Source organism: Rhizobium sp. NXC24, from assembly GCF_002944315.1.
In the GTDB taxonomy this organism is placed as follows: domain Bacteria; phylum Pseudomonadota; class Alphaproteobacteria; order Rhizobiales; family Rhizobiaceae; genus Rhizobium.
In genome coordinates this window covers 3,185,693-3,209,888 of record NZ_CP024311.1, presented here as the reverse complement: position 1 = coordinate 3,209,888, position 24,196 = coordinate 3,185,693, and the positions used below count along the sequence as shown (strand labels likewise).

The 24,196-nt window shown below is 59.0% G+C and carries 25 protein-coding genes; 18 read left to right on the top strand and 7 right to left on the bottom strand.

The features are described 5' to 3' along the window. Positions 1-120 precede the first annotated feature (120 nt). Entirely contained in the window at positions 121-1,131 is a 1,011-nt protein-coding gene (locus NXC24_RS15850; RefSeq protein ID WP_104824173.1) for a hypothetical protein, read from the top strand. 118 nt (positions 1,132-1,249) lie between these two features. On the opposite strand, the gene NXC24_RS15845 is transcribed toward NXC24_RS15850, so the two are convergent. Together NXC24_RS15845 and NXC24_RS15840 are read right to left on the bottom strand one after the other, a co-directional pair. Further along, positions 1,250-2,113: a hypothetical protein gene (locus tag NXC24_RS15845; protein ID WP_104824172.1), complete on the bottom strand. Its 864-nt coding sequence runs from the start codon at positions 2,111-2,113 to the stop codon at positions 1,250-1,252. A 755-nt stretch (positions 2,114-2,868) separates the two neighbouring features. Further along, entirely contained in the window at positions 2,869-3,249 is a 381-nt protein-coding gene (locus tag NXC24_RS15840; RefSeq protein WP_245463892.1) for a TM2 domain-containing protein, read from the bottom strand. Between the two features lie 55 nt (positions 3,250-3,304). Between NXC24_RS15840 and NXC24_RS15835 the strand changes: the two genes are divergently transcribed. Both NXC24_RS15835 and NXC24_RS15830 read left to right on the top strand, forming a co-directional pair. Further along, positions 3,305-3,553, top strand: coding sequence for a helix-turn-helix transcriptional regulator (locus tag NXC24_RS15835; RefSeq protein ID WP_104825194.1), 249 nt, complete (start codon positions 3,305-3,307; stop codon positions 3,551-3,553). 265 nt (positions 3,554-3,818) lie between these two features. Continuing rightward, a complete protein-coding gene (locus NXC24_RS15830) occupies positions 3,819-4,073 on the top strand; it encodes a hypothetical protein (RefSeq protein ID WP_104824170.1) in 255 nt (84 codons plus the stop codon). Between the two features lie 429 nt (positions 4,074-4,502). On the opposite strand, the gene NXC24_RS15825 is transcribed toward NXC24_RS15830, so the two are convergent. Next, complete coding sequence (locus NXC24_RS15825; protein WP_104824169.1) at positions 4,503-6,302, bottom strand: chloride channel protein; 1,800 nt, start codon at positions 6,300-6,302, stop codon at positions 4,503-4,505. Positions 6,303-6,414: 112 nt separating this feature from the next. Here NXC24_RS15825 and NXC24_RS15820 point away from each other — a divergent pair, with 112 nt between their 5' ends. After that, positions 6,415-6,858 (top strand): helix-turn-helix domain-containing protein, encoded by a 444-nt coding sequence (locus tag NXC24_RS15820; protein ID WP_104824168.1) that lies wholly within the window; start codon positions 6,415-6,417, stop codon positions 6,856-6,858. Between the two features lie 41 nt (positions 6,859-6,899). On the opposite strand, the gene NXC24_RS15815 is transcribed toward NXC24_RS15820, so the two are convergent. Then, a complete protein-coding gene (locus tag NXC24_RS15815) occupies positions 6,900-7,616 on the bottom strand; it encodes an SDR family oxidoreductase (RefSeq protein ID WP_104824167.1) in 717 nt (238 codons plus the stop codon). Positions 7,617-7,656: 40 nt separating this feature from the next. Beyond that, complete coding sequence (locus NXC24_RS15810; RefSeq protein WP_104825193.1) at positions 7,657-8,475, bottom strand: SDR family NAD(P)-dependent oxidoreductase; 819 nt, start codon at positions 8,473-8,475, stop codon at positions 7,657-7,659. Positions 8,476-8,576: 101 nt separating this feature from the next. Here NXC24_RS15810 and NXC24_RS15805 point away from each other — a divergent pair, with 101 nt between their 5' ends. After that, complete coding sequence (locus NXC24_RS15805; protein ID WP_104824166.1) at positions 8,577-9,434, top strand: helix-turn-helix transcriptional regulator; 858 nt, start codon at positions 8,577-8,579, stop codon at positions 9,432-9,434. 27 nt (positions 9,435-9,461) lie between these two features. Here the strand turns inward: NXC24_RS15805 and NXC24_RS15800 are convergent, their stop codons facing one another. Then, positions 9,462-9,785 carry a helix-turn-helix domain-containing protein gene (locus NXC24_RS15800; RefSeq protein ID WP_104824165.1) on the bottom strand — a complete coding sequence of 108 codons (324 nt, stop codon included), beginning with the start codon at positions 9,783-9,785 and terminating at the stop codon, positions 9,462-9,464. Positions 9,786-9,858: 73 nt separating this feature from the next. On the opposite strand from NXC24_RS15800, the gene NXC24_RS15795 reads away from it, so the two are divergent. The 8 genes from NXC24_RS15795 to NXC24_RS15760 all read left to right on the top strand — a co-directional run bounded on the left by NXC24_RS15795 (position 9,859) and on the right by NXC24_RS15760 (position 19,109). Next, entirely contained in the window at positions 9,859-10,341 is a 483-nt protein-coding gene (locus NXC24_RS15795) for an SRPBCC domain-containing protein (protein ID WP_104824164.1), read from the top strand. 455 nt (positions 10,342-10,796) lie between these two features. Then, on the top strand, positions 10,797-13,406 hold the full coding sequence (gene mprF / locus NXC24_RS15790) for a bifunctional lysylphosphatidylglycerol flippase/synthetase MprF (RefSeq protein ID WP_104824163.1): 2,610 nt from the start codon (positions 10,797-10,799) through the stop codon (positions 13,404-13,406). A 35-nt stretch (positions 13,407-13,441) separates the two neighbouring features. Continuing rightward, complete coding sequence (locus tag NXC24_RS15785; RefSeq protein WP_245463891.1) at positions 13,442-14,800, top strand: AcvB/VirJ family lysyl-phosphatidylglycerol hydrolase; 1,359 nt, start codon at positions 13,442-13,444, stop codon at positions 14,798-14,800. A gap of 222 nt (positions 14,801-15,022) precedes the next feature. After that, entirely contained in the window at positions 15,023-15,700 is a 678-nt protein-coding gene (locus NXC24_RS15780; protein WP_245463890.1) for an HAD-IA family hydrolase, read from the top strand. A gap of 105 nt (positions 15,701-15,805) precedes the next feature. Further along, positions 15,806-16,393 carry a 5-formyltetrahydrofolate cyclo-ligase gene (locus NXC24_RS15775; protein ID WP_104824161.1) on the top strand — a complete coding sequence of 196 codons (588 nt, stop codon included), beginning with the start codon at positions 15,806-15,808 and terminating at the stop codon, positions 16,391-16,393. A gap of 3 nt (positions 16,394-16,396) precedes the next feature. Continuing rightward, positions 16,397-17,221 carry a YmdB family metallophosphoesterase gene (locus NXC24_RS15770; RefSeq protein ID WP_104824160.1) on the top strand — a complete coding sequence of 275 codons (825 nt, stop codon included), beginning with the start codon at positions 16,397-16,399 and terminating at the stop codon, positions 17,219-17,221. Between the two features lie 125 nt (positions 17,222-17,346). Then, a complete protein-coding gene (locus NXC24_RS15765) occupies positions 17,347-18,189 on the top strand; it encodes an MBL fold metallo-hydrolase (RefSeq protein WP_104824159.1) in 843 nt (280 codons plus the stop codon). Positions 18,190-18,362: 173 nt separating this feature from the next. Further along, positions 18,363-19,109, top strand: coding sequence for a YebC/PmpR family DNA-binding transcriptional regulator (locus tag NXC24_RS15760; RefSeq protein ID WP_104824158.1), 747 nt, complete (start codon positions 18,363-18,365; stop codon positions 19,107-19,109). Between the two features lie 67 nt (positions 19,110-19,176). Here NXC24_RS15760 and NXC24_RS15755 read toward each other — a convergent pair whose 3' ends face one another. Then, positions 19,177-20,175, bottom strand: coding sequence for an LLM class flavin-dependent oxidoreductase (locus NXC24_RS15755; protein WP_104824157.1), 999 nt, complete (start codon positions 20,173-20,175; stop codon positions 19,177-19,179). A gap of 194 nt (positions 20,176-20,369) precedes the next feature. On the opposite strand from NXC24_RS15755, the gene ruvC reads away from it, so the two are divergent. The 5 genes from ruvC to NXC24_RS15730 all read left to right on the top strand — a co-directional run bounded on the left by ruvC (position 20,370) and on the right by NXC24_RS15730 (position 24,192). Then, positions 20,370-20,882, top strand: coding sequence for a crossover junction endodeoxyribonuclease RuvC (gene ruvC, locus NXC24_RS15750; RefSeq protein WP_028754576.1), 513 nt, complete (start codon positions 20,370-20,372; stop codon positions 20,880-20,882). A gap of 77 nt (positions 20,883-20,959) precedes the next feature. Next, complete coding sequence (gene ruvA / locus NXC24_RS15745; protein WP_104824156.1) at positions 20,960-21,574, top strand: Holliday junction branch migration protein RuvA; 615 nt, start codon at positions 20,960-20,962, stop codon at positions 21,572-21,574. Between the two features lie 161 nt (positions 21,575-21,735). Further along, the gene (ruvB, locus tag NXC24_RS15740; protein ID WP_028754570.1) at positions 21,736-22,779 is read left to right on the top strand and encodes a Holliday junction branch migration DNA helicase RuvB; all 1,044 of its coding nucleotides are present in this window, start codon (positions 21,736-21,738) and stop codon (positions 22,777-22,779) included. Beyond that, positions 22,776-23,678, top strand: coding sequence for a metallophosphoesterase (locus NXC24_RS15735; protein ID WP_104824155.1), 903 nt, complete (start codon positions 22,776-22,778; stop codon positions 23,676-23,678). Before ruvB ends, NXC24_RS15735 begins: the two co-directional genes overlap by 4 nt. A 4-nt stretch (positions 23,679-23,682) precedes the next feature. Beyond that, positions 23,683-24,192, top strand: coding sequence for an NUDIX hydrolase (locus NXC24_RS15730; protein WP_104824154.1), 510 nt, complete (start codon positions 23,683-23,685; stop codon positions 24,190-24,192). Positions 24,193-24,196: the final 4 nt, after the last annotated feature.

The following is a 24,196-nucleotide window of genomic DNA, read 5'->3' as shown; positions in this document are numbered from 1 at the left end:
GCTGGATATGGGCGTCGGAGCCGACAGCCGTAAGCTTATTCTCTACGTTTGCGCGAAATGATTCAGCAACATCTGATCACCTATGATTGAGACTTACCTCGACTTTAGGATTTGAACAGAATGATTTTGACGAACGAAGCCGGATTGCCACTCAACGCAAAGATTGAGATTAACGACCTAGGAATAGTCCTTCATAGCCGCAGTCTGGACAACGCCGATGTTGATTTCGAAATTTATCGAGACAGCAACCGCGTCCAAGATGAACCTCTTCCTGAGCGCCGACTTTCTTTTGATAAACAGGCGCCAATTGCAAGGCGGTTCGATCTCATTGTGCAAGCGATGAATGAGGGGAGCTCTAGCCACGGAGCGTGGCGGCGTCTGCTTATCACGACACCGGGGATAGACCCACAAAGCCTGCTCTCCATTGTCGGAGCCAAAGAGGCTAAACCCGGTGCATCCCGCTTGCCATCTACCGAGCTGCGCAAGGTTCACCGTGAACACATTGAGCGTGCTGTAGAGTTCCTATTGAACGGAGGCGACGCGCCCAATTTCTCCCCCTCCCGTGACTATGACGCGATGACTGCCGATGGCAAACCCCTTGTGCCAAAGAAAGTCTTCGGTCTCGCCCTTCAGGAGGCGCTTGGCATCGAAGTGTTTCCGGCGCATTTCAGCTCTGGATGGGGGCAAGTCAGTTTCGATTTATTAGAAGAAGCTGGTTTATGGATAGTACCGAAAGTTGCTGACGCTGTCCGAAGACCAAAAGCAAAACCGTCGAAAACGCAGGCAGAACTCAAGCGCTTTATACCGACAGAGGAAGAGAAAGCGTGGATCGAGGGTAATCCTAAGATCGTATCGCATCTTGTCCGCGAACGACAGCCGGGTTTGGCGAAGCAGAAACGCGAGGAGTTCCTGTCGAAGCATGGGCGGCTTTTCTGTGAAGACTGCCGGCTCGATCCAGTGGAACGATATGGAAAAGATGCGGGAACCGCCTGCATAGAAGTTCATCATCATCGCACGCATGTTGCGGAGATGCAGCCGGGGCATGTATCTGTCACGGATGACTTAAAATGCCTTTGCGCTAATTGCCACCGTGTCTTGCATCGAAAGCTTACGTTGGGGCTTTCTGCATAGGGGAACTCGCAATATAGTCCAGCCTCGCTTCCGACGAGGCATTGACTTCCGGAGAGGCGATTCGATTTCAGGCTGAAACACAGCGTAGCAGCTTTTCACTTGGCATCAGGACCATGTCTTATGGGTGAAGCGGTGAGGGCAACCTTACGAAGATACCGTCTCTCACAGGATCGTACGACCACTTGGAGGCTCGTCTTTCAAAGTCTTCGTCACGCTCTTCGAGGCTGCTACCTCGCCTCTTCGGAGCCAACCACAGGTCCAAAGGACGGCGTGCCCATCGGAATTGCAGGTCATCAAGCTTCAATACGTAGTCGAGCTTGTTTGACTGCGAATCGCGGAACCACGCAGCAAGTGTTTTAGGTAGAGAAGTGCACATCACCTGCGCTGCTGTTATATTCTCAAGTACATCACGCGCGCTTAATTCTTGCCGCATCACGGAATATCCAAGATCAGCAAAGTCTTTGAACGGCGCGGAAATGTCGATAGCTGCTGCATCTTTCGCTTCCGCTTCTGTGAGATAGAGTTCTACTAATTCGTAGCGGCGCATCAGGTCGGAGCCTGAATTTAATAAAGCACGGGCATCTGCTAGAATTTCGGGTCGGTTTGGGTCGGGAAACTCCATCGGTCCGGAAAGAAGGATAGCCCAAGGATTGTTATCGCGCGGTGGCCCCGGGTGGCTCATGTCGAAGTCAGTTTTGTAAATGAAGTTGGCGTTTGCGAAGAAATGCGAATTGATGGATTCAACGTTGTCGCAAGCAATTCGCAATGCCGTTAGAAGTCCTGCGACCTCGGTGTTGCGATTAGCCGCTTTAAGTGATCGTTCAGAGATTTCAGCCTGCTTTATCGACTGCTGGTAGCTTCCGTAGGACACGCATGTTGCAACTACCGCAGCGGCGGCGCTCGTTACAGTTGTGAATGGAATGACCCACTCTGCAAATGACTTGCTTTTACCATTGCGAGCTTTTCTTGAGCGCCTAATCATGTCTACCCGTCAGATCGATACGGCTCCATAGCTAACCGATTCTCACCAGTAAGACGCGTAAGAAAATAATCGCGGACCTTCGCGTCAGGTTTTCTTGCCGATCTCATCCTTGATCGTGTCTATCTGAAGGGTGCGCAGATTATCGTCAATGATGCCGTCGCCTTTGAGACATTCGATCCCAATGATGACTTTGACAATTTCATCAAGCTCATTGATGCTGCGTGAGCACGCCCAGACTGGCTATTCTTCGTCTCGCCAAGCGTGGGTAACAAGTGCACCGACAACGCAAGCAAAAATCAATGTCAATGCGTACACGAGATACTTCGGGTCAATCCCAAACCAATTATAGATGAACAAAAAGAGGCTTACAACGAGTGCTAATATTATGATATTCTTCATAAAATTCCATCCAAGCAACGCCGAGTATTTGCCTTAGTTGCACGGGCGCTAGCTGAGAACGTGCCAAGACATATTTCGCTTATTTCTATTTTTGATTGTATGTTGCGGGCTGGCAACAGTGCCTCGTGTTAGCGGGAGACGATATGGTCGGACGCACCTACCTGAATTTTCAGACAAGGCTCTTGGACGTTGAAGCGCGGGGTGCGAACCGTCTTTGAGATGGCCCCCGAACATCAACAACGTCCAATCAGCTATAGGCGACAGATTGAATGCTTCGTTCAAAGCCGCCAAGCGTTCCGGCAACACCAGCAACCGAACGAACTTGAGCAATTCGGCTCTCAAAAAGGGGGGAATTGTCACTTAGAAGCCGGCTCTTCCGCCACAGCTTGCGCAGTCGCGGGAAGCCCAATCTGAATGTTGAAAACTGGCGCAACGGCGTTTGTATTGGTGTTTGTGTTGACGCCCGCACCGGCTTTGAGCCCGTTCAGGATATTCGCCTGTCGCACCATCGATCCAAGAAAGAACAGATCGAACAACGTGCCAAAGCCGATCAACCCAAACGTGAAAAGCCATAGAAGCCCGGTCCAAGTCCGCCCCAGATAAAAGCGGTGAAGCCCACAAATTCCAATCGCCCAAAACGCCCACAACAAGAATGCTGTCAGCCCCTTCTTTTCCATCAACACCTCCAAAGCAAGCTCATCTTTAAATTTTGAATATCTAATATGGAATTTTTCCATATTTGGTTTGTACCTATACTTGCTTAGCCCGGTCAACAGGACGGGGCGCCGGATCGTGGAAAAAACTATTGGATCAAACGGACACAAGGCGCTCGTGGAACTAATCTGTCAAAAGCGGAAGGCGGCAGGCCTTAAGCAAGAAGACCTCGCCATTGTCCTAAACGAGACGCAGCCATGGGTCGCTCATTTGGAAAGCGGGCAGCGACGTATCGACGTTATCGAGTTTGTGAAGTTGGCAAACGCCATTGGGTTTAACGCCGTGGAAGAACTGGAAAAGCTTATTCCGACGATTCTGAAGCCATAGCTGCCATATGGCGGCAGTATATCAAGAGCTGACGCCATTTGGTGTCGAGAACGGGCGACGGCGTATCGACGTGATCGATTAGATTGCTTTATCTGAAGCAATCGGCTTTGATGGCGCTGATGCGTTGCGCCTCTTGATTTCCGACATAGGCGACTCGAAAAGCTGACGAAATGTACGGCTTCGAGGGAAGGTGTCGCGCAACGTTCGGCTGTATGTGCCGCTCTCGACACCGCCAATCCCCACAATCCAAGCATATTGGCTTCAAATGAAAATTACACTGAACATTGAAAGAACCGACAGAGGCGTTCGCGTTCATCTGTCAGCGGACGACGGTTACAAAGACGTCATCGAAACGACACTCGTCCCGCGTGAGCGCATCGGCAGATTCGTTGCCGATCTGATCCTTGACCGCGTTTATCTGAGAGGCGCGCAGGTCACCATCAACGGGGCCGCAGCCTTCGAAGCATTCGATGCAGACGGTGATTTCGACGCCTTTGTCCAGTTCATTGATGCCGCGTGAGGCAGGCTAAAAATAGAACCGGCAATATCACTGTGAACATCGACAGCGAGCGGAACACTTCTGCCGCCCTCTGTGAACAAGCATCTCAAATCGAGTGCAAATTTTGACACCGGGTGTTACACTGCCTGTCAATTAACCGGAGCTGGAAGCGGAAAAAGATTAGAGATCAGCGTCTCAGGTGAGCTTGTTTTGAGTTCATTTTATGACGTGAAAACAAAGAGTTGAATCCCTGGGGCCATACTCGATCCAAAGGGAGCTGTCCCTGACCAGGCTCGTGGGCCTGGACACACGGCGCCCACCTACGTTTGTAGGCGCCCAGGATCGTAAACATCCATCGGTCGTCGTGGATCGCTCTTCCTTTCCTGATTTTGCAAAGAAAGGCAGCGTTGCGGGATTCTTATTGTCTCGCTGACGCCGTTCCTCCTCCTCTTAACGTTTCGCGCCGAGATAGGCGCCGCGCTCGAATTCCGAGCGGTTGGCTGCGCTGCGCAGGCGCAACAGGTCCTTGCGGGCGATGAGACCGACAAGGACACCGGTCCGTTCGTCGACAACGGGAACACGGCCGGTATCGGCATGGATCATGATATCGGCGACGCGGCCAACCGTGTCTTCAGGATGTGCGACCGGAATGGACGTATCAGAGATCAAATCATAGAGCGTCTGACCGGCGAGATCGGGCTCATTCTGCCATCGTAGCGCATCCGCGCGCGAGATCATGCCGACCAAGCGGCCATCGGCCTGGACAACGGGATAGAAGCGATGGGCATCCGGCTGTTCGGTCAATTGCGCCAATGCCTCTGCGACCGGCATGGTGGCGGGAAGCGTATTCACCTTCGCAATCATGATGTCGGCAGCGCGGGTCAATTCGAACGGATCGATGCCATATTCGCGGGTGATGTGCTGGCCGCGGCGCGCGATCTTTTCCGTCAGGATCGACCGCTTCAACAGCAACACGGTGACCGCATAAGCGGCGACGGTGGCGGCAAGCAGCGGCACGAGCGCATGCATGTCGCCGGTCAATTCAATGGCGAAGAAGGTGCCGGTCAGCGGCGCGCGCATCGTGCCGCCCATCATCGCGGCCATGCCGAGCAGCGCCCAAAAGCCGGGATCTCCGGGCAGAACGAGGCCGACAAGCCAACCGAGCGTGCCGCCGAGGATGAGCAGCGGCGCAAGCACGCCGCCCGACGTTCCCGATGACAATGCTACCAGCCAGATGCCAGCCTTGACCAAGAGAATGGCGACCACCGCAACTGCGACGACGTGGTCGTTCAGCAGATCGGAGATGATATCATAGCCGACGCCGAGCGCGCGCGGCTCGATCAGTCCGCCGAGGCCGACAACGAGGCCGCCGAGAGCGGGCCACCACATCCAGTGAATGGGGAGTTTCTCGAAGGCGTCTTCGATGCGGTAGAGCAGCGTCGTCAAGAGGCCGGATTGCAGGCCGGACACGATGCCGAGGCCGGCGGCCAGCAGGATGCTCCACCAGTTGAGCGCCATGTCGAAATGGGCCGGGAAAAGCGGGCCGCTGCCGATCAGCAGGGGCCGCCAGGTGATGGAGACGCAGGATGCGATCACGACCGGAATGAAGCTGCGCGGCTTCCATTCGAACAGCAGCAATTCGACGGCGAGCATGACGGCGGCGATGGGCGAGCCGAAGATCGCGGTCATGCCGGCGGCGGCACCTGCGACCAGCAGCGTCTTGCGCTCGGCGGCGCTCAGATGAAAGAACTGTGCGAACAGCGACCCGATGGCGCCGCCGGTCATGATGATCGGCCCTTCAGCGCCGAACGGGCCGCCCGTGCCGATCGAGATGGCGGAAGAGAGCGGCTTCAGGACCGCCACTTTCGGCGACATTCGGCTGCCGCCGATCAAGATCGCCTCGATTGCCTCCGGAATGCCGTGGCCGCGGATCTTTTCCGAACCGTAGCGTGCCATGAGGCCGATGACGAGGCCGCCGATGATGGGCGCGGCCACCATCCAGGGGGAGCGCGCGACGGTGTCCAGCGACAGCGGTTCGACGCTGATCTTGAACAGCCAGACCGCGTTGGTGACGAGCGCAATGAGGTTGATCAGCGCCCAGGCCGACAGGGCGCCGCCCGTGCCCACGACCAACGCCATGGCCGCAAGCACTAGTACGCGCTTGTCCGTTGTAAAATCCCCATTGTCTTTCCGCGAAGCGCCACCCGAGAAATCATGGGCGGGCCGATGATGTACGTTGATATCCTGCATGGAAGGCTTTCTGTGCTAAAGCGCGGCGGCAAACTAGCCGAAACTGCAATGGCAATTATATCGTAATGCGATATAAATCAACGGCTGAAAACAGAATGTATTTGTGAGGAAGATGGGATTGGCGCGGGAATTGGATGAGATGCTATCGCAGGCGGACTACGAGGCTCTGGCGACACTGCGCTACACGCTGCGGAAATTCATGGATTTCAGCACCTCCGCAGCCCATCAGGAGGGACTGCCGCCGCAGCAGCATCAGGCGCTGCTGGCGATCAAGGGCAATCCACAGAGCGAGACGATGACCATCGGCATGTTGGCGGAACGCCTGCTGATCGCGCCGCATACGGCGACTGAATTGGTCGGCCGGCTGATCGATGCCGGCTATGTCACCCGCCATCCCGATCCGGCTGACAAACGCCGGCAAACGCTGCAGCTGACGGAAAAATCGGAAGAGATACTGCGCCGGCTGACGGCCATTCACCTCAGGGAGATCCGGGACATGGCGCCGGAACTCATCGACATCCTGACGCATCTGCAGGCGGATGTCGGCGGCAAATGAAGCGCCATTGCCGACGATGACCGGCAATGGCGCGTTGCCGGTTATTGGCCGAGCCGGATGCCACCGTCGCAGATCAACGTGTGGCCGCTAACGAAGCCGTTGCCGATCAGGAAGGCGATGGCTTCGGCGATCTCTTGCGGCCGGCCGACGCGTCCGACCGGCGTGCGTGCGGCGAAGCTTGTAAAGGCCGGCGCCTTCTGTTCCTCGCCGAGGAAATCCCACCAGGGCGTGTCGACGACGCCGGGCGAGATGCAGTTCACCCGGATTGGCTTCAGCTCGACGGCAAGAACTGGCGCAAGGGCAGCGATGGCGGCGTTGACGGCTGCAAGCCCTGCTGTTCCCGGCAAGGCTGCCTGTGCCGAGACAGCGGAGACGAAGGTGATGCTGCCTTCTTTCGAGAGATAGGGAAGACAAGCCTGGGCGCAGGCAAAATGTGCCATCGTCTTCTGGTCGAAACCCTTCTTGAGATCGGCAAGGTCGACGGTTGCGAAGGGGCCACCGCCATTGCCGCCGCCGAGTGCCAGGACGAGATGATCCAAAGGCCCGATCGTCTGGAAAATCTTGGCAAGACCGGTGAGGTCGGCGGCGTCCATGGCGATCGTAGCGACATCGCCACCGAGGCTTTGTGCCGCCGCCCGGAGCTTTGTCTCATCGCGACCGGTGATCGTCACCCGATATTCTTTTTCGAGAAGATGGGCGGCGGTCGCAAGGCCAATACCGGACGAGCCGCCAATGATGACGGTGTGTTGGGACGACATGGTTGTCTCCTTGTTGGATGGCGAAGATGGAGAGGTCTGTTCAGGCGAGACCTGTGAGCTCGTCGCTGAGACTGCGCAGCCGCTTGCGCGCGGCTGCGTCATAGGCCTGGGCATTGGCGCGGGATGGGTACTGCCCGTCGTAATAGAGGCCAGAGCGTCCTTCGAGGTCGGCGCCCGCAACCAGATTAAGAATGGCGTCGGCGCCCTGATCGACTGTGCTCATGGGTGACACGCCGGCCTGGCGCACCATGGTGGTGTCCATGTAGGTTGCGGGGTGCAGGCAATTGACGATGACACCACAGCCCGCCAATTCCTTGGCGAGATCGAACGTGAACATGATCTGCGCCAGCTTGCTCTGGCAATAGGCGCGCACGCCGCTATAGCCGTGCGTCAGCATGACATCGGAGAAGTCGATCGGCTGTTGACCAACCGAGGAAACATTGACGATGCGGGCGAGGCTGCTCGCCTTCAACAGCGGCAGCAGGCAGCGTGTCAGCAGGAAGCCGGCAAGATAGTTCACCGCAAAGCGCAGTTCGTGCCCGTCGCGGCTGACCTGACGTCCCGCATCGCCGCCGCCGGTGCCGATGCCGGCATTGTTGACCAGAATGTTGAGGCGCTCATGATCGCGCTTGATAGCGTCGGCCAGGGCACGGACCTCATCCAGCGATGAAAGATCGGCGGGATAAAAGGTGGCTTTTCCGCCCGCGCCGCGAATGCTGGAAAGCAGGCTTGCAGCGCGTGCCTTGTCGCGCCCATGCAACAGCACCATGGCGCCGGACGCAGCGAGCCTTTCGGCAACCCGGCGGCCAACGCCATCGGTCGAGCCGGTGATGAGGATCGTCTTGTCGCTCATGTCCATCGCAATCACCTCTATTTTGTACATGCGGTGATATTTGGCAGTTTGCGAAAGCGACAAACAGTTCCGGTTTTATCCTAGTATTCATCCTGCTATGATGAGCGATGACCATCAATCAAAACCAAACTATTCTGGACGCCAGGCGCCGCGAGTTCGGTGCTTTCCTGCGCTCCCGCCGCGAGAAGCTGACGCCGGCAAGCGTCGGTCTGCCGGATGGATTTCGCCGGCGGACGCCGGGGTTGCGGCGCGAAGAGGTAGCGCTGCTCGCCGGAGTCGGGGCCACCTGGTACACCTGGCTGGAGCAGGGGCGGGATGTGCGTGCCTCGGCGGAAGTGCTGTCGGCGCTTGCCGATGCGTTGCGGCTCGATCCGGCGGAACGACGGCATCTCTTCACCTTGAGCGATCGGCCATCAACAGAAGTTCCCTCGCGTGGTCCGGAAGAGGTGCCTGAATCGCTGCGACGGATGCTCGCGAGCCTCACTGGGCAACCCGCCTATGTCCTCGGCCGGCGCTGGGATGTGCTTGCCTGGAACCCGGCGGCGGTGGCTCTTTTCGGCGATTACGGCTTGTTGCAGGGCGACGCGCGCAATAGCGTCCATCGGGTGTTCACCGATCCCGCGCATCGTGTGCTATTGGTCGATTGGGAGATCGTAGCGGCAAATTCGCTCGCCATGTTCCGTGCTGATAGCGCCCGCTACGCCGGCGATCCCGATTTCGAACGGCTGATCGCCACGTTGACGCAGACAAGCCCGGAATTTCGCGCCTGGTGGCCGAGACAGGAAGTGCTGCGGCCGCTCGCAGGCTGCAAGCGATTGCGCCATCCCCAAGGTGGGCTGATGACGTTCGAATATACCGCGCTTGCCGTCATCGACCGGCCGGATATGAAGCTCGTTGTCTATACGCCCCTGGAGGAGGACGGGACCGGCGGGAAACTGAAAACACTCCTGGGCGCGAAAACCTGATTGCGGTTCATACGACCGCATAGGGCCTCAGCCCTCCAGATCGCTTTTTAGCCGGTCAAGGATCGACAAGGCGTGGCCGGCATAGGCGCTGATCCAACGGTCGTGAATCTGCTTGATCGGCAGGCTGTTGAGATGGTTCCAGCGCTCCCGGCCTTCCTTCTTGGCGATCACTAGATCGGCCTCCTCCAGCACCTTCAGATGCTGCATCACCGTGCAACGGTCCATATCCGCAAAGGTCTCGCAGAGCATGCCGGTCGTCCTCGGGGCTTCCTTGAGCAAGTCGAGGATTTCGCGTCGGCGACGGTGCGCCAGGGCTTTGAAAATGAGGTCGCTATCCGATTCGCTTGACATGTTATGTTTTTATAACATAAAATCCCTGATCGCAATGGAAAAGCAACCACACTCGGAAAGCGGAGGAGAAGTCATGACCTTGAATGTTCGTATTTCGGGACGCATCGGCCGCAAAGTGGATGAGGTCTTCGATGCCGTCGTCAATCCGAAGAAGCTCTCGAGCTATTTCACCACCGTCGGCGGTGCCAGCGCGCCGCTCGTGGCGGGGACGACCGTGATCTGGTGGAAGAACGCGCCGGTCGAGGTCAACGAGGTGGAAACTGACCGGCGTATCGTCTTTCATTGGGATGGTGGTACCGGCGAAGACGGCGCGCGCTACAGGACAAAAGTGGAGATGACGTTCGAACCGCTCGACGACGGCGGCACCTTGGTAACGATCGAGGAATCCGGCTGGCGTGAGGACGCAGCCGGCCGACGCGGCACCTATCTGAACTGCGAGGGCTGGACGCAGATGCTCTGCTGCATGAAGGCCTTCGTCGAATACGGCATCAATCTGCGCGAGGGTTTCTTCCTGAGTGAAATGCACGGCGAGCCGGCGGAAGCGCCGGATCGGTAAAGTGGCGGCAGCGCTCATGCGCTGCAATCGGACATTCTTCTCGGCGGCGCGTGTCGCCCAGAAGCAGCGCTGACCTGACGCCAGGTACGACGGTTGTCGCGTCGACCTGCTGATCACCATTTTTCTGGCAACCAAATTGGCGGATGTCGCCAAAAGGTGTGACCTGGCCAGAATTTCCTGATAAAGGGCTGCGTTGATCGCAGGCCACACAGTTCACTTTTCTGTGTGGAAAAGCTCAAAATCCGGGTGAATGACAAATTCCTTTAAATAATAACAGATTCATTGCTGGCGGAACGGGTCCTGCGCCAAAATTGCCCAAATTCAGAATGATGGGAGCGCTCGAGAAAAAGAGCCCGTCGAAAGAAGTGCTGGCGGTAACACACACAGACGCAGATTGCCGTTACTGCATATCCGAGCAAACGGGACCGGCGAAAGCCATTTCAAACAGGTAGAGCATGTCGACCCCAATCGATCTGGAAAAAGCCGATGAGGACCTAGAGACGCGCGGCGGCATAAGTGGGTTCTTGAACCGCAATCGCACGCTGATTGTCGCTATCCTTACCGTCGCCGTCTTCGGTATCGCTGCCTATGCGATCTTCGATCTGACGAACGAGGTGCGCTATGACGATGTCGTGCACGCGCTGGCGACGACGAAAGTCTCGTCCATCGTGCTTGCCCTGTTCTTCACGGGTCTCAGTTTCTTTTCGCTGATCTTTTATGATCAGAACGCGCTGGAATATATCGGCAAGCGGCTGCCGTTCCCGCATGTGGCGCTGACCTCCTTCAGCGCCTATGCCGTCGGCAATACCGCCGGCTTCGGCGCGCTCAGTGCCGGCGCCATCCGCTATCGCGCCTATACCCGGCTCGGCCTGTCCCCGGACGATATTACCCGCGTTATCGCCTTTGTGACGCTGGCCTTCGGCCTTGGCCTTGCCGCCGTCGGCGCCATCGCGCTGCTGATCATCGCCGACGAGATCGGCCCGCTGATCAATGTCGACGGCCTTTGGCTGCGCTTGATTGCCGGCGCCATCATCGCTGCGCTTGCCTTCGTTATCATCGTCGGCCGCAATGGCCGAGAGGTGCGGATCGGGCCGATCGCCATTCGCCTGCCGGATTCGCTGACCTGGTCGCGGCAATTCCTGGTGACCGCGGTCGACATCGCCGCTTCCGCCTCCGTACTCTATGTCTTGCTCCCGGATTCGGCCATCGGCTGGCCGGGCTTCTTTGCCATCTACGCCATCGCCGTCGGCCTCGGTGTGCTGAGCCACGTTCCGGCCGGCTTCGGCGTTTTCGAGACGATCATCATCGCCTGGCTCGGCAGCTCCGTGAACGCCGACGCCGTTCTCGGCTCGCTGGTTCTCTACCGCGTCATCTACAACGTGATCCCGCTGGCGATCGCGATCCTTGCGGTCTCGGCGGCGGAACTGCGACGTTTCGTGGACCACCCGGCCGCCTCGAGCATGAGGCGTATCGGCGGCCGGCTGATGCCGCAGTTGCTGTCGACCTTCGCGCTTCTGCTGGGCATGATGCTGGTATTTTCGAGCGTGACGCCGACGCCGGACAGGAACCTGGAATTTCTTTCCAGTTTTCTGCCGCTGTCACTTGTCGAAAGCGCGCATTTTATCTCCAGCCTTCTCGGTTTGGCGATGATCGTTGCCGCCCGCGGCCTCGGCCAACGTCTCGATGGTGCCTGGTGGGTTTCGATCATCTCGGCGGTTTTTGCGCTGTTGTTCTCGCTGCTGAAGGCCATCGCAGTGGTCGAGGCTGCGCTGCTCGCCTTCCTCGTTTTCGGCCTCGTCGTCAGCCGCCGATTGTTCACGCGTCCGGCTTCGCTGCTCAATCAAGCCCTGACCGGGGGATGGCTGACGGCAATCGCGGTGATCTGCATCGGCGCCGTCGTCATCCTGTTTTTCGTCTATCGCGATGTCGAATATAGCAACCAACTCTGGTGGCAGTTCGAATTCACCGAAGAAGCGCCGCGCGGACTTCGTGCAGTGCTCGGCATCTCCATCGTCTCGTCGGCGATCGCGATCTTCAGCCTGCTGCGCCCGGCGACCGCGCGCCTGGAGCCGGTTTCCGACCATGCCGTCGAACGGGCCGTTGAAATCGTTCGCAAGCAAGGCATTGCCGACGCCAATCTCGTGCGCATGGGCGACAAAAGCATCATGTTCTCCGAAAAGGGCGATGCCTTCATCATGTATGGCAAGCAGGGCCGTTCCTGGATCGCCCTGTTCGATCCGATCGGGCCGCGGCACGCCCTTCCCGAGCTGGTCTGGCGCTTCGTCGAAACCGCCCGTTCGGCCGGCTGCCGTTCGGTCTTCTATCAGATATCGCCGATGCTTTTGTCCTATTGCGCCGATGCGGGTTTACGTGCTTTCAAGCTCGGCGAACTGGCGGTGGTCAACCTTTCCAATTTCGAGCTGAAGGGCGGCAAATGGGCCAATCTTCGCCAGACGGCGAGCCGCGCTGTGCGGGACGGACTAGAATTTGCCGTTATCGAGCCGCAGCATGTGCCTGATGTCATCGATCAGCTTGCCGAGGTTTCGGAAACATGGCTCGCCGATCACAACGCCAAGGAAAAGGGTTTTTCGCTCGGCGCTTTCGATCCCGACTACGTGGTGTCGCAGCCGGTTGGCGTGTTGAAAAAGGATGGTAAGATCGTTGCTTTCGCTAACATCCTGATGACGGAGACCAAGGAGGAGGGGTCCGTCGATCTGATGCGCTTTTCACCCGATGCGCCGAAGGGATCGATGGATTTTCTGTTCGTGCAGATCCTCGAGTATCTGAAGCAGCAGGGCTTCCAGCGCTTCAACCTTGGCATGGCGCCGCTATCAGGCATGTCGAGACGGGAATCGGCACCGGTTTGGGACAGGGTCGGCGGAACCGTCTTCGAACACGGCGAGCGCTACTATAATTTCAAAGGGCTTCGTGCCTTCAAATCCAAATTTCATCCCGAATGGCAGCCTCGTTACTTGGCCGTTTCGGGAGGTGTCAGTCCAATGATCGCGTTGATGGATGCCACATTCCTCATCGGGGGCGGACTTAAGGGGGTCGTGAGGAAATGATCTTGAAATACGCAATGTCATTGGCTTTCGCATTCATGTTGACAACGGGCCTACTGGCATCAGGCGCGGCGAGAGCGGACGAGGACGATACCAAATACGATCTCGGCATGATCTCTCCGCCACACATCATGCGTCCGCAGGGTAAGGTGACGAGCGAGGTCGTGCTGATCTCCGACGCTGCCGGCTGGGGCGACAAGGAAAAGGGCGTCGCCGAAAAGCTCGTTGCCAACGGCACTCTGGTCATCGGTATCGATTACCCGTCCTTCCTGGCATCGCTCAATAAGTATGACGTCAATCAGAATGACGGCTGCATCTACATGGTCTCCGATCTGGAGTCGCTGAGCCAGCAGGTGCAGCGCTCTTTTGCCGACAGCACCTATCAATTGCCGGTCATCGCCGGTGTCGGCGCCGGCGGCGCTATGGCGCTGACTATCGCCGCGCAGACTCCGGACGCCACCGTTGCCGGCACGCTCGCCGTCAATCCGACCTTCGGCATCGCGCTGAAGCAGGAGCTTTGCACGCCGGCCGAAAAGAAGACCGATGGCGACATGGTGTCCTTCGGCCTGCAAGATGGCGCGCTGCCGAACCCGATCCTTGCGACCTTCACCTCGAACGCGCCCAAGGATGGACGCGAACACGTCGAGGAGATCCAGAAAGAACATCCTGATGTTCAGGTCACCGATTCCGACGAGGATGACACCTATGCGGCGCTGAGCGCCGGGCTGGTGGATCTGATGAAGACGATCGACAGCGAAAAGTCGCCGCTCGGTCTTCCGGTCGATGTCATGAACACCAAGCCGACGGAAGACACGCTGGCGATCGTCTATTCCGGCGACGGCGGCTGGCGAGATATCGACAAGGAAGTTGGCAGCTATCTGCAGGACCAGGGCATCCCGGTCGTCGGTGTCGATTCGCTGCATTACTTCTGGTCGGAGCGCGATCCACAGCAGACCGCCGACGATCTCGCCCGCATGATCCAGTACTATACCAAGCGCTTCAAGGTGAAGCATGTGGTGTTGATCGGCTATTCCTTCGGCGCCGACGTGCTGCCGGCGAGCTATAACCGGCTGAAGCAGCCGGACAAGGACAGAATCGTGCAGATGTCGCTGCTGTCGCTGTCGCGCAAGGTCGACTATGTGATCTCGGTCATGGGTTGGCTTGGCGCCGAAAGCGAAGGCAAGGGCGGCGATCCCCTCAGCGACCTGAAGTCGATCAATCCGAAGACGGTTCAATGCATCTACGGCAAGGATGACGACGAGGATGTCGCCTGTCCATCGCTGAAGGGCACGGGCGCCGAAGTCATCGCCATGGAGGGTGGCCATCATTTCGACGATGACTACGAGGCGCTGGCCAATCATATCATAGACGGCCTGAAGAGCCGGCTTGGCGAGTAATGTACCGATATGCGCGGCGGCCCGATCGTCGCGCATATCCGGCAATTGAGCTTCATGCCACGCGGAGCTCAGCGAGCGGAGCTTTTACCCGCCTGCCGCCCAGCATTCATTTGCTTCTAGCCGCCGCTATCGCTAGTCGGAGGAAGGACTACGCGAGTCAGACATGGCTTGCACCGACCGATCCCGCCAAAATGATCCCGCCAAACCGAAAGGGACTAAATCTTGTCCGCCGCATCGTCTCTCGCCTTCGATAAAAGCTATTCCGGATTCCTGTTCGATATGGACGGCACGATCATCAACTCGATCGCTGCCGCCGAGCGTGTCTGGGGCGATTGGGCGCGCAGCAAGGGGCTGGATGTCGCGGCATTCATGCCGACTATGCACGGTTCGCGCGGCGTCGATACGATCGGCCGCTTGAACCTGCCGGGTGTCGATCCGGTTGCGGAATCGCTGCTGATCATGGAAGCGGAAATCGCCGATGTCGAGGGCGTGGTGCCGCTCCCCGGCGCCATCGAATTCCTGGCCTCGCTGCCGCCGGAGCGCTGGGCGATCGTCACCTCCTCGCCGCATCGGCTGGCCCAGGCGCGCCTTGCCGCCGCGGGCATTCCGGTCCCACGCTTCATCGTCACCGCCGAAGACGTCAAGATCGGCAAACCCGATCCGCAATGCTACATCCTCGGCGCCGAGCGTCTCGGTCTGCGGACGTCCGATTGTCTGGTCTTCGAAGACGTGATGGCCGGCATCAAGGCCGGCGAAACCGCGGGCGCCGACGTCATGGTGATTACGGCGACGCATTCCCATCCGGTCAACACCAATCATTCGACGCTGCTGAACTACGAGAATGTTCGCGCGCATATCGATGATGATGGTCGGATTTCGGTGATGCGCAGGGACGGTTGACGTCCACCCGACCAGCATGCAATCACGGCATGTCGCTTTCACGCATTGCAATGGGCCGCCGGCTCATTATGTTTTGGTGATATTGTCGAACTCCGCGAAAGCCTGATGAACCCCAAAGAGCTGAAAACCCTATATCGCAACGAGCGCCTGGCAGCGCGTGACGCCATTCCCCCAGACGAGCGGATCGAGAAAGGGTTGGCGATGCTTGCGCATGCCGGCAATGCGATCGAGCTTCAGCCTGGTGAGATCGTGTCCGGCTTCCTGCCGATCCGGTCCGAAGTGGACATACGGCCGCTGATGGCGCGGCTGCGTGAGCGGGGTGCGCGGCTTTGCGTGCCGGTCATTCTCGATAAACGCACCATCGTCTTTCGCGAACTCGTTCCCGGCGCAGAGCTGGTTTCCAGTGGTTTCGGCACGGCGGGGCCCGGACCAGAGGCTCCAGTGTTGGACCCGCATATCATGCTGGTGCCGCTTTCGGCTTTCGACAGCACTGGCCATCGTATTGGCTACGGCGCCGGCTACTATGATCGCGCCATTGATCATCTGCAGCAAAAAGGGCTGAATCCGCGGCTGATCGGCATTGCATTTGATTGCCAAGAAGTGCCATCAGTACCGGCTGAGCCGCATGATGTCCGTCTTGACGCGATTTTGACCGAGAGCGGCCTCAATTTCGTTTCCGTAGAGATTGGATAGGAAATGCGGCTGCTATTTTTAGGTGACATGGTCGGCAAGACCGGACGGGTTGCGGTATGGGATCGCCTGCCGGGCCTCATTTCCGATCTGAAGCTCGACTTCGTCATCGTCAACGGCGAGAACGCCGCCGGCGGCTTCGGCATCACCGAGGACATCTTTCTGGAAACGATCAATGCCGGCGCCGATGTGGTGACGACGGGTAATCACGTCTGGGATCAGAAGGAAGCGGTGGTGTTCTGCGGGCGCCACGACCAGTTCCTGCGCCCCGCCAATTATCCGGCCGGCACGCCCGGTCGCGGCTCCAGTATCTATTATGCCCGCAACGGCGCCCGGGTGCTCGTCGCCAACATCATGGGCCGTGTCTTCATGCATCCGGAGCTGGACGATCCTTTCAAGGCGGCGGAAGCGATCCTCGATGCCTGCCCGCTGAAAGAGCAGGCAGACGCCATCGTGTTCGATTTCCATGCGGAAGCGACAAGCGAAAAACAATGTTTCGGCCATTTCGTGGATGGTCGCGCCAGCTTTGTTGTCGGCACGCATACGCATGTGCCGACCGCGGACGCGCAGATCCTGAACGGCGGCACCGCCTACATGTCGGATGCCGGCATGTGCGGCGACTATGACTCGTCGCTCGGCATGGAGAAGGAAGAGCCGCTCAACCGCTTCATTTCGAAGATGCCGAAGGGCCGTTTCGAGGCGGCTTCCGGGCCGGCCACCATCTGCGGCGTCGGCGTCGAGATATCGGATGCGACGGGGCTTGCCGAAAAGATCGCGCCGCTCAGGATCGGGCCGCGTCTGGCCGAAACCATTCCGGAATTCTGGCGTTAGCTATTGTCCTGCCGTTGATCACGCGGCAGCGATGACGCGATTGTGAGCAATCTGATCGGATTGCGGCTGGACGCACCTCAGCTCATACCGCATCCTTCGCGGCTCTGTGGAGCTGAAGGGATGGCATGATGCTGCGATTTCCCGTCTTCGCTGTGATCTTCCTGCTGGCCGTGGCTGGTTGGAGTGCCGCAGGCGCCCAGCAGAGACCGTCCCGCCCACATGTCAGCCAATGTCAGGCGATCGCGCAGTCGCTGCCGAAAGCGACATTCGCCAGCTTTTCCGGTTCAGCCCCGCTTCCGGCCAACGATCCCGTCGGCGGCGATGTAAAAATCACCTTCCTCGGTCATGCCACCCTCTTCATAGAGACACCCGGCGGTGTGTCGATCGCGACCGATTTCAGCGGCGCCTTTGTCCCGCCTTATACGCCGACCGTCGTGACGATGAACAAGGCGCATCCAAGCCATTACACGCTGACCCCGGATCCGGCGATCAAATATGTGCTGCACGGCTGGAGCGATACGCCCGGCGAGCCGGCGAAGATCAATCTGACTGTCGGCGATACGCTGATCCGCAACGTGGTGACCGATATTCGTGGATGGTCGGGAGGTGTCGAGGCGAACGGCAATTCGATCTTCATCTTCGAAGTGGCCGGGCTCTGCATCGGCCATCTTGGGCACCTGCATTTCGAGCTCAACGACAAGCAATATGCCGAAATCGGCCGGCTCGATGTCGTCATGGTGCCGGTCGATGGCGGCCTTACCATGGGCGCGGACAGCATGAGCCGGGTGGTGAAACGGCTGCGTTCGTCGCTCATTCTGCCAATGCACCGCTGGGGGCCGCCGATACAGCAATTCCTGGCGATGTTCGGCCCGGATTTCGACATCGCCTATGCGCCCACCGCAAGCACCACCGTTTCGCTGAAAACCCTGCCGCGCAAGCCGCTGATTTACGTGCTGAGGGGGCTTTGAGCCGATCAGCACGATGCCCGGGCGGCCCTCTCCCTCCGCCCGGGCACACCTTCGAAGGATATCGCTACCGGGCGCCCTGTCGTGGGCGTCCTTGCGGGCTTTTTGCTTGAATGAAAGCCACTTCGCTCTTATAAGGCGGCCCATTCCCAACAAAAGACGTGAACAGGGGTGCCATGGCTGGCCATTCACAGTTTAAAAACATCATGCATCGCAAGGGCCGTCAGGACTCGGTGCGTTCGAAAATGTTCTCGAAGCTGGCACGTGAAATCACTGTTGCCGCCAAGTCGGGTCTGCCTGATCCGAGCATGAACGCAAGTTTGCGCCTGGCGATCCAGAACGCCAAGGCGCAGTCGATGCCCAAGGACAATATCGATCGCGCCATCAAGAAAGCCTCCGGCGCAGATACCGAGAATTACGATGCGGTCCGCTATGAGGGCTACGGCCCCGGCGGCACGGCGATCATCGTCGAGGCTCTGACCGACAATCGCAACCGCACCGCGTCGAACGTCCGCTCGATCTTCACGAAGGCCGGCGGCGCGCTTGGTGAAACCGGCTCGGTCTCCTTCTCCTTCGACCATGTCGGTGAAATCACCTACAAGCCCGAGGTCGGTGATGCGGATAAGGTGATGGAAGCCGCGATCGAAGCCGGCGCCGACGATGTCGAGAGCGATGAGGAAGGCCACACCATCATCTGCGGTTTCGAAGCGATGAACGAGGTTGCCAAGGCACTCGAAGCAACGCTCGGCGAAGCCGAAACCGTCAAGGCGATCTGGCGTGCCCAGAACAATGTGCCGGTCGACGAAGAAAAGGCGCAGTCGCTGATGAAGCTAATCGACAGCCTGGAAGACGACGACGACGTGCAGAACGTCTATTCGAACTTCGAAGTCTCCGAAGAGATTCTGGCCAAGCTCTCGGCCTGATTTTTTCCTCTAAAAATAAGCCCCAGTCTCCCAGGTTTTGCCAAGGGAGACTGGGGCTTTTCTATTATTAGGCAGCCTTCTTGAATGACGGCAATTGCGCGAATAGCTCCACCGATCTCAGCCGCGCCTCGATGTCGTGGATCGGCATCGAAATGATCACTTCGTCCGCTTCCGTATCCTTGATGAACTGCGAAAGCTTGGCCTCCGCAGTCGCGGGTGAGCCGACAATGGCGTAACGCAGGGTGTGTTCGACATTCAGTTTTTCCATAGGCGTCCAGAAATCGTCCATGTCCCTGCGGGGGCGAGGGAAGGGGCCGCGGACATTGCGGCGCAGGTTGACGAATTGCTGCTGTGCCGAGGTGAAGTGATAATCCGCCTCTTCGTCGGTCTCCGCGGCCGAGCCCATGACGCCGACCATGACATAGGGTTTGTCGAGTGTTGCCGACGGCGTGAAGCGGTCGCGATAGATGGCGACGGCATCGAGCAAAGCTTCCGGCGCAAAATGCGAGGCGAAAGCATAGGGCAGGCCGAGCATGGCGGCGAGATGGGCGCTGTAGAGGCTCGATCCGAGCAGCCAGATCGGCACTTTGGCGCCGTTGCCGGGTACGGCAAGGATCGATTGGTTCTCGTCGGCCGGGCTGAACAGATGCTGCAGCTCGACAATATCATTGGGGAAGCTCTGGGCGCCGGCATCGAGGTTGCGACGCAGGGCCTGCGCCGTGCGCATATCCGTGCCCGGCGCACGACCGAGACCGAGATCGACGCGGCCGGGAAACAGGGCTTCGAGCGTGCCGAATTGCTCCGCTATCACCAGCGGCGAATGGTTCGGCAGCATGACGCCGCCCGAGCCGATGCGGATGCGCGAAGTGGCTGCTCCGACATGGCCGATAACAACCGCGGTCGCGGCGCTGGCGACGCCTGGCATGCCATGATGCTCCGCCAGCCAGAACCTGGTGTAGCCAAGCGCTTCCGCCTTCTGCGCCATGCGCTTCGAGCCTTCGAAGGATTGGCTGACTGTGCTGCCCTCGGCAACGGGCGAAAGATCGAGGATGGAAAAGGGGACCATGGCAAGAGACCTGCGTGGTGAAAGGGGAGGAGCAATTGTCTCCATGTAGGAGCGCCGACACTCCATTCCAAACCCTGCCCGGCAATTTCGTCACCCTAATTTCAAAGCTGCAGAAAGAGGCTGGGTTTGGGAGTTTGTTTTTGTTTTGTTCACATTTTGCTGGCACATCTGCAGCTCCAAAGATAGGTTGACGCATGCAGAATACGATTCGAATCATCGGCATCGATCCCGGCCTGCGCCGCACCGGCTGGGGCATTATCGACACATTGGGCAATTCCCTGCGTTTCGTGGCCTCGGGGACGGTGACGTCGGACGGCGAGATGGATCTCGCGTCGCGCCTCTGCCAGCTTCACGATGGGCTTGCCGATATCGTCCACAGCTACAAGCCGGATGAAGCCGCTGTCGAACAGACCTTCGTCAATAAGGATGCGGTGGCGACGCTGAAGCTCGGCCAGGCGCGCGGTATCGCCATGCTCGTGCCGGCGCGCGCCGGGCTGCAGGTTGCCGAATATGCGCCGAATGCCGTCAAGAAGGCAGTGATCGGTGTGGGTCATGGCGAGAAGCAGCAGATCCACATGATGCTGAAGATCCTGATGCCGAAGGTGGAGTTCAAAGGCAACGACGCCGCCGATGCACTCGCCATCGCCATCTGCCATGCCCATAATCGCGGCGCCAGCCGGATGCGCCAGGCGGCGCTGGCGGGGTAGTTTGTTTTCGTTATCGCTCTTACTTTCCTTCACTTGACCTTATCTCTCCCGAAACCCATCCCTGACGGACATCATTCATGATCGGCAAGTTGAAAGGCACAATCGAAGAGATCGGCGAGGACTATGCGCTCGTGGATGTGCACGGCGTCTGCTACGTCGCCTATTGTTCGGCGCGTACGCTGTCGAAACTCGGCTCGGTCGGCGAAGCCTGTGTTCTCTTCATCGAGACATATGTCCGCGAGGACCAGATCCGTCTTTTCGGGTTCACGACGGTGCTTGAACGGGAGTGGTTCAATCTTCTGCAGACGGTGCAGGGTATCGGCGCGAAGGTGGCGCTGGCACTGTTGTCGACGCTGACGCCGTCGGAGCTCGCCAATGCGATCGCGCTGCAGGACCGCGGCGCCGTATCCCGGGCGCCGGGTGTCGGGCCGAAAGTGGCGATGCGCATCGTCACCGAGCTGAAGAACAAGGCGCCGGCGTTTGCGGGCGAGGCGATCAATATCGGCCTAAAGCAGGAATTGGGCGATGGCGTCGCTTCCGCCCCGGTCGCGGATGCCGTTTCTGCGCTCACCAATCTCGGCTATTCCCGCGACCAGGCCGCAAATGCGGTTGCGGCTGCGATGAAATCGGCGGGTGAGGAAGCAGACAGCGCCAAGCTGATCCGGCTGGGCTTGAAGGAGCTCGCACGGTGATCCTTTGCACCTTTTTCTATTCCTTACTATTGTCTCAAGGTAAGGAGATCGACTCATGGCGCTCCTCCACGAAATGGTGATCTAAGGGAGGGAGCCATGGTGACCGCCATGGTCTTCAGCATCGAAGCCGCAAAACGCATACCGGGAATGGAACGTCTGACATGAGCGAAGCCGCACGCTTGATATCGCCGGAAAAGCGGGGCGAAGACCTGGATGTGACGCTTAGGCCGCAGTCGCTGGACGAGTTCACCGGCCAGGCGGAGGCTCGCGCCAATCTCAAGGTGTTCATCGAGGCCGCGAAAGGACGCGGCGAGGCGCTGGACCATGTGCTGTTCGTCGGCCCCCCGGGTCTCGGCAAGACGACGCTGGCGCAGATCATGGCGAAGGAACTCGGCGTCAATTTCCGCTCGACGTCCGGCCCTGTCATCGCCAAGGCCGGCGATCTTGCCGCGCTTCTGACCAATCTCGAAGAGCGGGACGTGCTCTTCATCGACGAAATCCATCGCCTCAATCCGGCCGTCGAAGAAATTCTCTATCCGGCCATGGAGGATTTTCAGCTTGACCTGATTATCGGCGAAGGCCCGGCCGCGCGTTCGGTGAAGATCGATCTCGCAAAGTTCACGCTGGTCGCCGCCACCACGCGTCTCGGCCTGCTGACGACGCCGCTGCGTGACCGTTTCGGCATTCCTGTTCGCCTAAGCTTCTATACGGTCGAGGAACTGGAGCTGATCGTCCGCCGAGGAGCGCGGCTGATGGGGCTCGGGATAACCGAAGAGGGCGCGCGCGAGATTGCCAGGCGCGCCCGCGGCACGCCACGCATCGCCGGCCGCCTGCTGCGCAGGGTGCGTGATTTCGCCGAAGTGGCAAAGGCGGAGGCGGTAACCCGCGAGATCGCCGATGAGGCATTGACGCGGCTGCTGGTCGACAATGTCGGTTTCGATCAGCTCGACAAGCGCTATCTCAACATGATCGCCGTCAATTTCGGCGGCGGCCCGGTCGGCATCGAAACCATCGCCGCGGGCCTCTCCGAACCGCGCGACGCGATCGAGGATATCATCGAGCCCTATATGATCCAGCAGGGTTTCATTCAGCGCACGCCGCGAGGCCGCGTGCTGACGGCGATCGCCTGGAGGCATCTCGGGATGCAGCCGCCAAAGGACCTGGAGGCAGCACAGTTCAGGCTGTTCCAGGAGGAAGGCGAGTGATCGGCCGTCGCGGTTTCCTGAAGCTCTTCGGCAGCAGTATCGTCGGATTGATGGCGCTCGGTGGCTATGCCTTTGGATACGAGCCCGTCTTGCGCCTCAACGTGGCCCGCTACCAGTTGACGCCGCCTGGTTGGACGCCGGGGCTGAAACTGAGGGTCGTGGCACTGGCCGATTTTCATGCGTGCAGACCGTGGATGACGGCCGATCGCATCGCCTCCATTTGCACCCGTGCCAACGATCTCGGTGGCGATATCATCGTTCTGCTCGGCGATTACACGTCGGGGACGGATTTCGTAACTGGACGCGTCGATCATCGGGTGTGGGCGGCGGAGCTCGCGGCCCTGAAGGCGCCGCTCGGCGTTCACGCGATCGTCGGCAATCATGATTGGTGGCACGATGCGGCGGCGCAGAAGCGCGGCTCAGGCCCGACCTTCAGTCATAAGGCATTGGCGGATGTCGGAATTCCGGTCTATTCCAATCGTTCGGCTCGTCTCGAAAAGGATGGACACGGCTTTTGGCTGGCAGGCGTCGAGGATCAGCTTGCTTTGCGCCGGAGCGTCCGCTGGAAGCGCCAGTTCACGACGGGACTCGATGATCTCGACGGCACGCTGGCGCAGGTGAATGACTCGGCGCCGGTTATCCTGCTCGCCCATGAGCCCGATATCTTTCCGACCGTGCCGTCGCGCGTGTCGCTGACCTTGTCCGGTCATACGCATGGCGGGCAGGTCAGGGTTTTCGGCTGGTCGCCCTATCTGCCGTCGCGCTATGGCGACCGGTATGTCTATGGCCATATTGTCGAAGAGGATCGGCATATCATCGTCTCCGGCGGCCTGGGCTGTTCGGTGGCGCCGGTTCGCGTCGGCGTCCCGCCGGAAATCGTTGTGATCGATCTGGGATAGGGCGATGTCGAAACGCAGGGTCATCAGGGTGAACGCCGGTTATGCGCGATACCAGATGCGCGTAGCGGGCCTTGGTTTTCGCGAGGGGCATGTGCTCGTCCACCGCGCTGTGCATGAGCCGTTCTGGACCTTTCCGGGCGGCCGGGCGGAAATCGGCGAGACGTCGCAGGAGACGTTGCGGCGAGAGATGATCGAAGAGCTGGGCGTCGACGTTGTGGTTGGCCGGCTGCTTTGGATGGTGGAGAACTTCTTTCACTACGAGCGCCGTGATTGGCATGAGCTGGGACTCTACTATGTGATGGATATCCCCCGGGGTTTCCCGTTTCGGCCCGAGGAAATCGTTCATCGCATCCAAGACGGCGACAATCATCTCGAATTCAAATGGGTGCCGGCCACGCGCGAGGCGCTGGTTGCACTCGATATTCCGCCCTATTTCATTGCCGACGAAATCGAAAGCCTGCCGATAACCGCGCGCCATCTGGTTTGGCGGGACGGCGATCTCGACAAAGCGTAGAGGA